At 32.5% G+C, this 15,400-nt stretch carries 9 protein-coding genes; 2 read left to right on the plus strand and 7 right to left on the minus strand.

All coding sequences use genetic code 11. The features are described 5' to 3' along the window. Positions 1 to 82 precede the first annotated feature (82 nt). On the plus strand, positions 83 to 1,717 hold the full coding sequence (locus tag FVE74_RS06125; protein ID WP_147003704.1) for a malolactic enzyme: 1,635 nt from the start codon (positions 83 to 85) through the stop codon (positions 1,715 to 1,717). Positions 1,718 to 1,786: 69 nt separating this feature from the next. Continuing rightward, complete coding sequence (locus FVE74_RS06130; RefSeq protein WP_147003705.1) at positions 1,787 to 2,251, plus strand: RpiB/LacA/LacB family sugar-phosphate isomerase; 465 nt, start codon at positions 1,787 to 1,789, stop codon at positions 2,249 to 2,251. A gap of 207 nt (positions 2,252 to 2,458) precedes the next feature. Here the strand turns inward: FVE74_RS06130 and FVE74_RS06135 are convergent, their stop codons facing one another. The 7 genes from FVE74_RS06135 to disA all read right to left on the minus strand — a co-directional run bounded on the left by FVE74_RS06135 (position 2,459) and on the right by disA (position 15,367). Beyond that, the gene (locus FVE74_RS06135) at positions 2,459 to 8,905 is read right to left on the minus strand and encodes an autotransporter-associated N-terminal domain-containing protein (protein ID WP_147003706.1); all 6,447 of its coding nucleotides are present in this window, start codon (positions 8,903 to 8,905) and stop codon (positions 2,459 to 2,461) included. Positions 8,906 to 9,512: 607 nt separating this feature from the next. Next, positions 9,513 to 9,950, minus strand: coding sequence for a hypothetical protein (locus FVE74_RS06140; RefSeq protein ID WP_018449917.1), 438 nt, complete (start codon positions 9,948 to 9,950; stop codon positions 9,513 to 9,515). A 134-nt stretch (positions 9,951 to 10,084) separates the two neighbouring features. Then, positions 10,085 to 10,729: an HIRAN domain-containing protein gene (locus FVE74_RS06145; RefSeq protein WP_147003707.1), complete on the minus strand. Its 645-nt coding sequence runs from the start codon at positions 10,727 to 10,729 to the stop codon at positions 10,085 to 10,087. A gap of 34 nt (positions 10,730 to 10,763) precedes the next feature. Then, positions 10,764 to 11,732 carry an NAD(P)-dependent oxidoreductase gene (locus FVE74_RS06150; protein WP_147003708.1) on the minus strand — a complete coding sequence of 323 codons (969 nt, stop codon included), beginning with the start codon at positions 11,730 to 11,732 and terminating at the stop codon, positions 10,764 to 10,766. A 168-nt stretch (positions 11,733 to 11,900) separates the two neighbouring features. Continuing rightward, positions 11,901 to 12,641 (minus strand): HAD family hydrolase, encoded by a 741-nt coding sequence (locus tag FVE74_RS06155; protein ID WP_147003709.1) that lies wholly within the window; start codon positions 12,639 to 12,641, stop codon positions 11,901 to 11,903. Positions 12,642 to 13,254: 613 nt separating this feature from the next. Then, positions 13,255 to 14,163 (minus strand): DUF1385 domain-containing protein, encoded by a 909-nt coding sequence (locus FVE74_RS06160; protein ID WP_147003710.1) that lies wholly within the window; start codon positions 14,161 to 14,163, stop codon positions 13,255 to 13,257. A gap of 130 nt (positions 14,164 to 14,293) precedes the next feature. After that, complete coding sequence (disA, locus tag FVE74_RS06165) at positions 14,294 to 15,367, minus strand: DNA integrity scanning diadenylate cyclase DisA (protein WP_147003711.1); 1,074 nt, start codon at positions 15,365 to 15,367, stop codon at positions 14,294 to 14,296. Positions 15,368 to 15,400: the final 33 nt, after the last annotated feature.

The following is a 15,400-nucleotide window of genomic DNA, read 5'->3' on the forward strand; positions in this document are numbered from 1 at the left end:
AGTAAAAAAAATCAATTTCTCTATTATTCCATGTTATACTTGACTTATCAAAATTATTTTAAAAATTTAGAGGTGATTATTTATGAAATCAGGTTATGAAATTTTGAATGATCCTTTTCTTAACAAAGGAACAGCATTTACAAAAGAAGAAAGAAAAAAATATGGATTATTGGGACTATTGCCAGCACAATTCCAAACGATAGAAACTCAAGCGAAACAAGTTTACAAACAATTTCAAGCGAAAGATAAATTAATAGAAAAAAGACATTTTTTGATGGAAATTTTTAACACAAATAGAACATTATTTTATTATTTATTTAATGAACACGTTGTTGAGTTTATGCCTATTGTTTATGATCCTGTAATTGCAGAAAGTATAGAAAATTACAGCGAATTATTTGTAAATCCTCAGAATGCGGCTTATTTGTCAGTAAAAGAACCAGAAAATATAGAAATAACTTTAAAAAATGCATCAAGTGATAGAAACGTTCGATTGATAGTTGTTACTGATGCTGAAGGAATTTTAGGAATTGGGGATTGGGGGACTAATGGAGTGGATATTTCAGTTGGAAAGTTAATGGTTTATACTGCTGCAGCTGGAATTGATCCTTCTACAGTTCTTCCAGTTGTGATTGATGCAGGTACGAATAGAAAAGAATTGTTGGAAAATGAATTTTATTTGGGAAATAAATTTGAAAGAGTTAGAGGTGACGAATATTATAACTTTATTGATAAATTTGTAAAAACAGCTGAGAAAATTTTTCCAGATTTATATCTTCATTGGGAAGACTTTGGAAGATTAAATGCTGCTAATATCTTGAAAAAGTATGAAAATGAAATTGCAACTTTTAATGATGATATACAGGGGACAGGAATTATTACGTTAGCTGGAATTTTAGGAGCATTAAAAATTTCTGGCGAAAAACTTACGGATCAAGTTTACATGTGTTTTGGTGCAGGAACTGCTGGAGCTGGAATTGCTAAAAGAATTTTTGATGAAATGATTGAACAAGGACTTTCTGAAACAGAAGCAAAAAAGCGTTTTTATTTAGTTGATAAGCAAGGATTATTATTTGAAGATACAGAAGGATTGACACCAGAACAAATTCCTTTTGTGAGAAAGCGTGATGAATTTGAAAATTCTGATGAACTAATAAATTTAGAAGCAGCAGTTAAAGCTATAAAACCAACAATTTTAGTAGGAACTTCAACGGTACCAAAAACTTTTACAAAAGAAATCATACAAGAAATGGCAAAACATACAAAAAGACCTATAATTTTTCCATTAAGCAATCCTACAAAATTAGCAGAAGCATCTGCGAAGGATCTTATTAAATGGACAGATGGAAGAGCCCTTATTGCAACAGGAATTCCATCAGATCCAATAGAATATAAAGGAACTGTTTATGAAATTGGACAAGCTAATAACGCATTAATTTATCCTGGATTAGGACTTGGAATTATTGCAACAAAATCAAGACTTGTAAATAACAAGATAATTTCAGCAGCAGCTCATTCATTAGGGGGAATTATTGATACAAACAAACCTGGTGCTGCAGTACTTCCACCTGTATCGAAATTAACAGAATTTTCTGAAACGGTAGCACTTGCAGTAGGAGAAAGTGTATTAGAACAAAAATTAAATAGAGAACCTGTTGATGATTTGAAAGAAGTGATTGAAAATACAAAATGGATTCCTGAATACAGAAAACTTTAATCACCTTATTGATTTTTCTAACTTTTTAAAGTAAAATAAAAATATATAAAAATATTAGGAGATGATTTTATGAAAATAGCAATGGCTGGAGATCATGCTGGATTTAATTTGAAAAAGGAAATTAAGGAATTACTGGAATCACAAGGACACGAAGTTATAGATTTCGGGCCTTTTAGTGAAGAATCTTGCGACTTGCCTGATTTTATCTATCCTGCTTCACTTGCAGTAAGCAAAGGCGAAGTTGACAGGGGAATCTTTATAGATGGTGTTGGCTATGGAAGCGCCTTAATTGCAAATAAAATTTACGGTGTTTACGCTGCTGTCTGCCAAGATCCATTTTGTGCAGGTCTAGCCCGTTCCCATTCAAATACAAACGTGCTTTGCCTTGGCGGAAAAATTATCGGTTCTGCCATCGCACAGGAAATTGTAAAAACATGGATGACTACTGATTACTTAATAAATGAAAAAAAATATACAAGCAGGGTTGACAAAGTAATTGAAATTGCTGAAAAACATATAAGAAAAGACATTTAAACAATCAAACTATGTCTGTTATTATAGCAAAACTGTCTTAAAGCTGAACTTGAACTTGAAAACTGCAACTACTTTACTCAAGACCTGAATTTATAAATTTTAAATAGATTTGAGTATAGTAACAAAATTAAAGAAAAAGAAAAAACCGGAAGTCAATTTCTCTTCCGATTTTTTTATTACTTACAATTTAACAAATTTTGAAAACTACTAGTAAATCGCTCTAAATCCAATTCCACCTCTAATATTGCTTCCTTTAGTGTCATATCCAGCATTTACCGTAACACCAAATCTTGTGTTGTCAACTCCGATATTAAGGTCAAATTTACCGTTTCCTCTTCTATCCTCTTTTTCTTTTTCGAGGTTATACCATCCTGCTGTTGTGTATCTTACTCTTGCCTGATTTCCATTTTGCAGTTTTCCAAGCTCATTTTCATAAGCCGCTGTAAGCCCAACAGTCAAATTAGTTCTTACTGCCAATGGCTGAACATATTTAAATTCTAAACCTGCTTCAGGCTTAACTGAGAAGTAGTCATTTCCTTTAACTTCCAATCTCATTTGTCCTGAATCTTCCTTTACATCGTTAAATCTTCCATATTCCATCTTCAATGCTCCATAAGGTCTCAAATGGGTTCTTTCGCTCATTCTTATGTCATAGCCAAGTTCATTTTTAAGAGCGGCTCCATAAGTATGATATGTAGATTTCGCTTCAAATGTATCATCAACTACCCAGAATTTACGTTTCATGTTATTAATTCCAGCAAATACATCTCCACCGATTGTCCATTGCAATGCTCCGTTATGATCTCCTTTTGGCGACATTGTCTTGAATACTCCAAGTTTAACCATTGTCTGGTCTTCTTTAGATTTTCCTAAATCCTTGAATCTAAATCTGTTTGTTACAGCCCCAGCATACCATCCGCTTGAGTTACCCATTCTAACTTTTTCATCCTCGTGAACATAAGCCACTCCGTAGGCATTGCTCTTATAATCGATAATTCCAGCTGTGTCAGTATTATATTCATCTCTTAATCCAAACGCTTTAATCTTGTTATTTTGCTTAGTCGGATTTCTCCATTCGTTTCTCAAATAGCTAAATTCCTTATCCAAGGCATTTCCAGTAGCATTGGTTCTTTGTTGAATATTAGCATATTGATGACCTTTCATTTCGTCAACTGCCTGTGTGAAAATATGCTGTTCACCTTTTCCAAGATCATTTAATTTGTTAAACAGTTCCTTTTCTCTAGTGCCAAGTCCTTCAACACCGTATCTTTGTTCAAGTCCATCTAGGAAATTGTACGTATTTGGATCTTTTGCACTTACAAAATCTGTATATGGAACTTTTACTAGGTAAACCTTATCATAAAGTCCTGTAACAGATGATTTTGTTGGTATTGCCAGCCAAGTTAAGCTGCTTGAATTAGTATTTAATACAGTTCCTGTGGAAACTACTGTTGCAAGCGCATCATTATATGGTTTTATAATATTATCTCCTAATTCTATTGCTCTTGCATTTGTGTATCTGGCAGCTTCTGTTCCAAAGTACATGTTAATATCTGTAAGTCCCGCAAGATTGCTTAATCCTTGAATAGGATTTGTATATTTTATTCCAGACGTATCAACATACATTCCGATACTTGTTGCAGAAGGATTTGATTCAAAATTCAAGAATCCTGATTTTGCAAGGTCTAATACTGTGACTCCTGAAGGTGATGTAACTGTCGCTTCAGTTGCATTTACAGATGATGGTGTTGCATTTGTATCAACTCCTGTTATTTCCACTGCTTTTCCATTTATTGTAACTGTCACAGGCGTTGCCTTTGGCGGAACCTTTATAGTTACTCCACCTTCAACTTTTTCATCAGTTGGAGAAGATTCGTATACAGCTTTAAACGAACCTGTATTTGAAGCGCCAGGCCCATCTACACCATCTGCAGACACCACTCCTTTATCAGTATAAATACCAATACCTCTATTTCCAGTAATTTGGATTGTACCGTAGTTTTTAAACTTACCTTGATTTGCCGCTACAACTCCTTTTATACTATCTCCATTACCTACAATTGTTCCGTAATTTTCACCTTCAGCACCTTGATCTATATACATACCAATTGTATTTTTACCGCTAAGGTTAATTGTCGCTCCATGGTCATTTATTGCTTTTGAACCAGCTCCAACAGCATACATTCCAATGCTGTTATCTTCAGTAACATTAATTGTTCCCTTATTTATAACAGTTCCTTGGTTTCTAGAAACTGCTCCATCGTAATAACCAGTTGCCATACCAATTCCATACGATTTTGTAGTTTTATTAGTTTTACCGGTATCAATAGTTGCCCAGTTTGTCGCAACTCCTTTTGTTGAATAAATACCGATATTACCTACACCGTTTCCAGACTTCAGATCCATATTTCCATAGTTGTCAACTGTACCTGATGAATAAATTCCATAGTTTCTATCTCCAGTCGCTTTAATTGGAGCATAGTTATTAATTACTGAAGAATCATTGTCAGAATATGCATAAACAGCTTCATTATCCAATGTTACAGTTGAACTTCCATTTGTAGTCAATGTTCCTGGCGCTTTTATAACATATCCAAATGTCCAGTCCTTAAGATCCATTTTTGAACCATTGTCATTAATATTTACTGGATTCGTTCCTGCCGTAAATACTCCAACTGCTTCCTTATCTTTTGCACTTGCGCTTGTTGTAATTTCAGAACCTGCATCCAATGTTACTGTTCCTGTTCCAGATGTTCCTTTAGCAAATATTCCTACACCATTTTTACCAACTTTAATCTTAGAAGTACCAAAGGCTTGAATATTTTCTCCATAAATTCCATAAGAATTTTCTTTAATATCTATAGTTCCATAGTTTTTCAACAAATTGCTTTCAGATGTATACATACCAATATTAGGAACATCAGTTGCTGCTGAAATAGTAGAATCTCCAACTATAATTTGCCCATCTGAATGGTTCGTAATATCAGATCCATTAATTCCATACATACCTATCTTACCATTAGTTCCTGCCTGCAAATCAATTTTACCATGATTATTAAGTGTAGCCTTGTCAGCGTACATTCCAACTGAATCTGCTCCAGACATTGTAATTACACCATTTGATAAGTTATTAGCAACATTGTCAGCTACAGATGAAGTACCGTTATTCTTAATAAATACTCCCTTGGCTTCTTTTCCGTCCATTGTAATATTTCCATTGTTATTTATAGTCGCTTTTCCTTCATTAGCAGATCCAAATTCATTACCAATTACAGTTCCTGCAGAGTCTTCCCTATATGCAAGCCCTAAGATACCAATAGAATTTTTACCGCCAACATTAATATTTCCGCCATTATTATTAACTTCTGATCCATTTACAGCATAAACTCCAACAGCCTGATCATTAACAGTATTAGCAGTATCAGTTTCAACATTCAAAGTACCGTTATTAATATTAATCTTACCAAAGTTTGTATATAGCCCAATCGCACCATTACCTGAATCAGTTCTATCAGCCGTTATAGTCTTTCCATTTACATTAATTCCTGTTTCTGCATTAGATGCGGCTCCAGAACTTGAACTAATATCAAGCCCAATGACTGGTGCACCTGAAGCAACTCCCTTAACAGTATTTGCATCTGCTGAATTTAATACAGCCTTCACATCAGTATTTACATCCAAAATACTCTTTTGAATCAGCAAGTTTCTAGCATACTTATAACTTTGTGAGGCAGGCGTGCTTACAGCTAAGCTCTTATCATAACTTCCATCTGAACTTGAAGGGTCACTATCCAAAGTAAATGATTTTCCTCCATTCAACCCGTCAATTACAGCCAATTTATAATTTGGAGCAGTAGTCGCATTAATCATAGCACTTGTCAACCCTCCAGCAGCACCAAACAATGTAGTGTCAAAATTACTTAAATTTAATGATAAAGGATTTCTTACACCCATAAGAATCACATCATCTGAAAGAATATCAACTGTTGAACCTGTTCCAAATGTTACCCCTGATACATAACTTCCAGTTGATCCATCAACAGAAAATCCAACTGCTTTTCCAGAAAGTTTTAAATTTGACCCTGTCATATCAATTTTACCATGATTTAATGTACAAAGTGCGTAACCTTCCCCATTATATGAAATTTTTGAATTATTATTTAATTTTATTTCTTTTGTATCTGCAACAACTGCTGAAGCTCCTCCAGTTACGTTAACTTTGATACCATCAAGCGTAACATCTGCATCTGAAAATACTCCAACACCTTTTTTAGTTGTATCAGTTACATTTACTGTCAATTTATCTGGATTTGTAAAACTTCCTCCTGTTGAATTATAAAGTCCATTTGCTCCATTACTTGCTGTGATAATAGTATTACCTGTTAAAGTAAACGATCCTTTATTAAAGATACCGTTAGATTTTTCTCCATCAACAATAATATTTCCTTTTTGCTTAAATGTTCCTAAATTATAAATAGCAGTATTCTTTTTACCTGTCAATTTTATATTTGATGCAGTATTAGTTCCTGTACTACTAGAACTTACTGCAAGTCCAATACTCTCTCTGACAGTCATCTCAACATCTCCTGCTGTAGTTAAACTAGCACCTGTACCTCCTGTATCAAACCCAGCTGTTACTCCATATACCTTGTATCCTGAAGTAACTTTTATTTTACCATTTGCAGTAGTTTCAACTTGAGCATTTTTAACAGCTTGCAATATTGAGTTTTGTGCAGCTGCAGGTGGAGTTAAAGAAGCAGGGGTAGGATCTGAAGTTCCTGTAGTAATTGCCGCATCCAATTTTATTTTATTTTTTTCACTTCTAATTAAGGCATTATCAGTTCCTACAGCAATATCTGCCGAACCAGGAGTAAGATCTCCTCCAAATTTAATTGATCCGAGTTTTGTAGAATCTAAAGTTATTTCGTTAGTATTTGGATCTCCTGAAGTTCCTCTTAAGAATCCAACATTGTTACTTCCATTTACTGTAATATTTATATTCTGAAAATTACTTATAGGATCACCTGAAGTTTTTCCTTGAAAAATAGCCATTCCGACATTATCGTTTCCATTTACAGTTATTATTTCGCCACCACTTCTAACTGTTCCCATATCATCATAATATGGAGTAGCATTATTTGATGTTTTGTAATCTTTTTGTCTGTATCCATAATTACTACTTCCATTTACTACTATGTCTCCAATTTTAACAGTACCGTTTGGACCTACTCCACTTGATGTTGGAACATAATATCCATAGTCAAATCCAACACTATTTGAAGCATCACTGCTGATAATTATTTTTCCATTATTATTAGTTTGAGGTGGTTGGGTAAATTTATAATATGACCCATAATATTCTGTATCTAGCATCATACCTATCATATTCTGTCCATTACCTAATGTTATATTCCCATTATTTTCGACAATAGATGCTACTTGATGACCAGTAGGATCTGTACTACCACCACCATCTCCATTTAACAATTGATGCTCTATACCAACTACTGAACTTCCACCATTACTATTCAAAGTAACATTCCCATTAAAATTAAATGTTTTATCTCCTGTTGTTTCATAATAATCATATGGGTTTACACTTATAAATAATATGTTACGATTTGCTGTTGAATTTAAAATATAATCTCCTGTCATATTCACATTCATAGGAACTACATGACTGAATACCGCATTCATCGTTGCAGACATTGTATCTCCTGCTGTTATTGTGCCAGAAGGACTTCCTGATACATTATGTGCTCCATAGTTCGGACTGTACAAAGGAGATAAACTTGCTAAATTTTTAGCATCATAGGCTACAGAACCAGAACTAAGTGTTGAACCTGTATTTGTTACATCAAAAATAGCTGTTCCTGTTGTATTGTAAGTTGCATAATTCATTAAATGTATACCTTGATTAACTCTATGTAACATTGCCTGTCTATCTTGCCCAAATCCTTGTGCCTGAAACCTTATTACCGGTGCTTGATTTACAGTTATACTAGGACTTACTGGAGTATCTGGTGCATCTGGTGCTTTTACTGTTCTAGTCGTAAAATTAGGGAATCCTCCTCCTGCCCCTTGAACTGTAAATTTAGGTGCGATTTTGTTTACACTTTTTGGAGTCAATCCTGCAGATACATCCATTGCGGCGTTTGGCTCTCTTACTAATCCTAATGTTGTTGCTCCGTATTTTGTTTCGATTCTTCCTGGGTAGCTGCTTCTGTTTACTAATGATTTATCTCTTTCAAAAACATAGCTGGCTTTCTTGTCGCCCTTTCCTTTATAAGTCCCATGCCAATCGTTGTAAAAATCATTGATTCCAAATTGCCAACTGCTCCAAGGTGATTTTGTCACATGATCCCCTTGTTCCATTAACTGAGTCAATTCCAAGTTTGTATCTTTAATCAGCTTGTTATTTTCAGCTCTTGCACGTTTAAAATCTGTCCGCATCTGGTTTATTGAGGTGTTAATCTGACTAACTTGATTATTAATCTGCGATTTTGTTACAGTTTCTGCAAACATTTCCCCAGTTGAAATTAACATTCCATTTAATAAAAATGTAAGTAAAGCTGAATCAGTATACTTAAAGTCTTTACATCTTTTCGCAAACGATTTCAAATTCTTTTTTAAATTTAATAAGTTGTTTGTCATTGTTATCTCCTTTTATTTTTTTTAGTTATTTGTAAAAGTTTGAAAATTCCAGCAAGTTTAATATTTCTAGGTTTTGATTTTTTCCCCTTTCTAATAAAAAAATCTTTACCGAAAATATTGCTGTTATTCAATTTTCATGGACTTTCACTTTTGCGATTGCTTATTTTTAATTTTTTTGACAATCTAAATTTTACAATTTAAATCATCATTTAAAATTTTTTCCTTGAAAGAAATATTCAATTTAAATATGAAAAAACAGTGATTTTTATAATAATTTAAGTGATGATTATTTTTCCATACTCAAAATTGATTTATTATCTTAAAAAGAATATTTCCATAATTATATCCCCAAAAACCAGCCCGCTATTTAAACAGGAAATAGCATAAGATAATTTATTAATATAATTGCAACTTATTATATCATAATTTCAAAAAAAATCAATATCTCAAAAAAAAATAATCTCTTTCTAAGATATTGGTTTAGAATAGAGATTATTTTTTAATTTATTTAAAAAATTTTCCAAAGTTCAAAAATAATTTATCATTATTTCTTTTTTTAATTGTAAATTTAAGTATTTCAGATTTTAATTTCATAGAATTAATTAATTTATGCTTCCTGTGCTGCATATCCGCCTTCGATTGCAACTTCCTTCACTTTTTCCTTCTTCTGTTTGATTTTTAATGAAAAAGTCCCTGTTCCAGCCTGATTTCCGTATTCTTCAATATAATCAACTACAAATACGTTTGTCATGTCGATTTTTCTTACCATCTGCCCTGCTGAAATGATCTCAAGGCTTGCTTGTCTGTAGGCATCGCTTGCTTCTGATGGAACTAATGACCATTGTGCAACTTTTCTTGTGTCATCTTCTGTATCTCCGCTTGCTGCAGCCAGTATTTTCCCCCTGATTTCCAAAATTACTCCTAGATCTGTTGCTCTCGCATTTGAATCATCAGGCGTTTCAGAAATATATTTTACATCCAGGATACTTTCCTTGTCTAGCAAAATTTCATTTTCCTGTCCTTTAACGCTCAATCTGAATCCCATGAATTATTCCCCCCATTTTATTTTTGACAATTAAATAATAGCGCTATTTTTTAAATTAATTTAATTTTAATTATCTGTTATTATTTTACAACAAAAATAGCCATTTGTCAACCTTATTTTTAATTTTTTATTAATTAATCTACAAGATAAACTTTAAGGGCAATTTCTTCATCAAACGGAATCGGCACAGCGACAAATTTTTTCCCTGCATCAATCATTCTGGCAATAATTTCACTCTGGCTTTTTGGCAAATATCCAACTTTTTCCTTCCTAGAATTATAAACAGCGACTGCATTCAAGGAAATACCATTAAATTCACGAAATAAATCCAGCTGAACTTCATCTTTAATCTTAATCGCAAAATTTCTAATATATTTAACTCCCTCTAAATAAGTATCCAGCAAAAACAGTCTTCTCGACTTCTTTGTATACTTGTCAATCAATGTCTTTGCATATTCAAACATCATTTCCTTCCCCAGCTTAATCTTTTCTTCACGTCCATTATCCTTTTGAATAACAAGCACTCCATTTCCAAAATTAAACTCGTTTATCATATAATTTCTCTGATTTTTCAAAAGTTCAAAATATTCCATCATTTCTTCAAAAATCATAATTTCCTTCTGGTTAATCTGAAATGATCCCTTTTTCAGCTCAACCGATGTATTCTCAATATACGAATAATAAAATCTTCCATCCCCGAAAACCTCAATTTCATAATTTCCTCCATAATAAAGCCCGTCAAATTCAAGTTTTATCCCATTAAAATTGCTTACCAGCATTTCTTTCACCTCTTTTATTGTACCTTCTTATTCCTTATTTCAGTCCTTCCAACTTTCCTTCAATAAATAATTTCAAATTTTTTTCAACATCATTCATAAGTGTTATCATACTTTTTTCAGATTTCCATGCGATATGTGGAGTAATCACAATATTATCCAATTCAAATAATTTAGAATTTTTTTCAATCGGCTCAACACTCGTTACATCAATAGCCGCTGATTTTATTATTTTATTTTTTAATGCAAAATACAAATCATCCTGATTTATAACCGGTCCTCGTGCTAAATTTAAAATTCTGGCACTTCTTTTCATTTTTTTCATTTTTTCAAGATCTATAAGATTTCTCGTTGAATCAGTCAACGGAACATGAAGCGTCAGAACATCACATTTTTCAAGCACCTCATCCAAGTCATGCCGTAAAATTCCATCCTCTTCAACTTTTCTATAATTTTTTCCAGCACTTTTAGCAACCATCACTTCCATTCCCAATGCTTCTGCCATCTGTGCAACTTTTTTACCAATATTCCCAAATCCTATAATTCCTAAAATTTTCCCCTCCACATCATCAATCGGATATTTCTGATAATCAGGAACATGAATATCAATCCATTTACCATTTTTTACTTCCTCAAAATATTTATTAACAGGCGTTAATTCATTTAAAAGAAAGGTAATTGCCAGCTGTGCAACAGAGTTAGTCGAATAGCCTGAAACATTTGCCACCTTTATTCCAAATTCATTTGCACTTTTCACATCAATATGATTAAATCCAGTCGCTGTAATAAGTATCAGTTTAAGTTTTTTAGCCTTCTCAAACTGCTTTTTCCCAAGTCTTATCCTAGTAGTTATTACAACATCCACATCTTCTATTCTTTCATCAATTTCTCCAACTTCAGTATCTTCATATTCAATATATTCGCCATATTTATCAAACTTTTCCCTTAAATCAATCGGTCCAGCCGTAACTCTATCCAAATACACTATTTTTAAATTTTTTTCCATAAATATCATCCCTCTTTTAGTATTTAACTATTTAATAAAAAATCAATTTTCTCAGATTATATTCCAAACTATACTTTTACGGAATATATTCTATAAACTTTTTAATTTTATTTATAATAACCTAGTTCATTATTTATTTTCCCAAATTCAAATTTTAAAACAAATATACTATATAATGCTGACATCTGCCTTCAATTTATAAATAACATCCTTTCTTTCCACAACAATCATAACTTTTTCCTTCAATTCCTTATCCCGTTTTATTTTTTGCAATAATTTTTTTGCTGGATTTATAGCAATGGCATTTCCTACATTTTTAAACATTGTCAGATCTCCCGTTGTATCTCCATAGGCATACGACTTTTTCAAATCAATGTCATATTTTTTACAAAAATCCGTTATTGCCTTCTGCTTACTTTTAGCATCCCACATCGGAATGACATTCCCTGTAAAAATCCCATTCTCATCAACTTCGTAAATAGAAGCTCTGTAATCTTCAACACCATATCTTTCTGCCATTTTGCTTACAAGGAAATCCGGACTTCCTGAAATAATTATAACCTTATGCCTCTTCTCCTTATGGTATTTTAGCCTTTCCCGTGTATACCGGTAAACTTTGTCCCCTTTTAACTTCATCACTCTTTTTGCAATAAAATCCATATCTTCCTTGCTAAAATTTTTCAATGCCTCCATATAAGTCTGTACAAGTTCATCCAAATAATCATCATAATCCCCAGTCCTATTTTCCCACTTGGAAAACTTCTCCTTAACTTTCCCTTCCCAAGTCATCATATCAATATACTCATACTGCACAAGCATCTTAAAATGCTCAATTAACAGCGAATCCCGATAAATCGTCCCATCAATATCAAAAAATGCTGCCACATTTTTATTTTTACTTTCTTTCATTTCCATTCCCCCTAATTAAATTTATTTGTCATCAATGCATTTTACACATTATTCTATATTTTACCCTATTTCCTCCAATAAATCAAATAATTTGCCATTCTAAATAATCTATTGCTAAATCATATTTAAAAAATAGAAATTATATTTTATTTATATACAAGTAAAACAGTCATAACCTTTAAGTTCAGTTTTACATTATATTATTGTATTATTGAAAAAAAACAAATATGTCCGATAATTTATTTTGAAAAAATTTTATGTATACTCAGACTAATACTATTCCCAGTTTAAAAAGCGAATTTTTATTTTAATTATTTGAAAATAAATATCAGGTTTAATCTGCTAAAAAGATTTACAATTCAAATGGGGTTTAGTATAAAATTAAACTACTAAAAATTATATGAATTTAAAAGTCAAGTAAAATAGTTATAGTTTTTGAGTTCAGTTTTAAAAAAGTTTTACTATAAATTATCTGTATTTTTCACTTAATGGATAAAATAAAAAACACTCCAAAGAGTGCTTTTTAAATATCATATTCTATTTATTTACTGACAAGAAGTCTTTGCTGTTATTCAATCTTTATCGCTTTTATTTTTACAATTTCATATAAAACTTATTCAAAAACTTCCGTAGCATTCGGAACTTCATTTCCTAAAGCCACATTTAAAGCCACTATTGCTACTTCCAGCTGGCTTTCATCAGGCTCTCTTGTAGTAATCTTTTGCAGCCACATTCCTGGAACTGCAATCATTTTAGCAAAGACATTATCCAAATGGTAACTTGTCCAACGTTGTATTTCATAAGAAAGTCCAGCAACGAAGGGAACAAATAGAACTCTTGTTACTAACTTGTAAATTATCATTGAAAAATGTCCAGTTGGAACTTTAAAAAATAAATCTACTGTTGAAAACACTAGAATACTTATAAACATTACAAGTAGAAGAAAACTTGTACCACATCTTGGGTGAAATCTTGTACATACTTTTGCATTTTTAGGTGACAGTTCCTTTTCCATTTCATAATTCATAATACTTTTATGTTCTGCCCCATGATACTCAAAAACTCTCTGAATATCCTTTAAAAACGAAATTCCATAAATATATCCCAAGAAAAGTACCAATTTTATAATTGCTTCTACAATATTAGCCTTTAAAACGCTATCTTTAAAGAAAAATCCTCCAATAGCCGATGGCAGCCACATAAACACAGCAATTCCCAATAAAACCGAAGTCATAACAGTAAATCCAACCTGCTTGTCCGTCAATTTTTCCTCTTCATGCCCAGCCTGATTTGATGCGAAAATAAGCTCCTTTGTCCCAACAACCATCGCATCATAAAGCGCTATAACCCCTCTTACAAAAGGTACTTTCAACCATCTGTTACTTTTTTCAGTTAACGCTATCTTTTTATAAACAATACTTCCATCCTGCTTACGAACCGCTGTTGCAATTGCTTTAGGCCCTCTCATCATAACCCCTTCCACAACAGCCTGCCCTCCGACAGTTATTTTTTTATCTCTCATTTTTACCTGCTTTCTTCATATTTTCTAATTCGTTATGGTGAACTTTTTTAAAACCCATAATTTATTAGTTTCTTAGATAATTTTAACATACAATTATTAAATAATCCTATTATTAAAATTTATTTTTAATTTATTCTCTATCAATTACTGCTCTATTTTTTATTCTTTTTAATGATTTATTAATATGCTCAGCCTTATATTTGCTGACTCCCTTTATTTTAGCAATATCCGAAGCAGTCGACATCAAAATTGACTGAACATTTGAAAATTCCTTTACAAGAATTTCCCTATCCTTTTTGCTTATTTTTGTTATGTTGCTCAAAAGTCCATATCCACGTGGCTCTATCTTTTCATCCAGATTTATGATATTTGTATCAAATCCAAGCAGACAAACAATTTTTTCATCATCCAGCAATTCCTCTTTTGTCAAAGATCTTACTCTTAATCCAATTTTTTCAGCCGTTTCATTGCTTATCTTATAATCCTTTATGAGAGCATCAAAACTCTCATTTTTATTCAGCATTATTTCTTCATATTGGATCTTTATAAGCCGTCCTTCGCTTCCAAGTTCTGCCATATACTCAATTAATTCCTCTGACATTCTGAAAAGAAGTCCGTACATTCTCACACATTCCACAATATCATAAAGCGTTACCATATTGTCAAATTCTAAAATAGATAAATTTACGTGATTTTTCTCAATCGCAAGGGAATATTTCTCAAGAGCAGTTATCGCCTGCGAAGATTTAGTCAATAAATCTCCAATTTCATTTAGTAAATATCTAAATTTCCCATAATATACCGTTATTTTATTTCTTCTTTCAGAAACCGCCACAACCAAATTCCCCTTTTGCTGTGCAATTCTATGTGCCGCTTGATGTCTTGTCCCGCTCTCATCTGTTTCTATCGAATAATTAGGCTGCAACTGAATATTTGCCCCATAAATTGTCTTTATATCCTCCGACAAAATAATTCCGCCATCCATTTTAGACAGCTCATAAACTTTTTGTGGCGAATATACCGTATTTAACTCAAATCCGCCTCCCATCACATCTTTTAAATCATTAGGATTTCCCAGTACAATCAATGCTCCCAGTTTTGCCTCCTGAATTTTATCTATTGCTTCTCTCAATGCTGTTCCAGGTGCTACCCTGTCAAATATATGCTCCAATATTTTCTTCTTATTAACTGCCTTTTTTCCCATATTTCATCCTTTCGCCCTTTTTTCTCTGCTGGC

This window comes from Leptotrichia wadei (assembly GCF_007990445.1).
Classification (GTDB): domain Bacteria; phylum Fusobacteriota; class Fusobacteriia; order Fusobacteriales; family Leptotrichiaceae; genus Leptotrichia; species Leptotrichia wadei_A.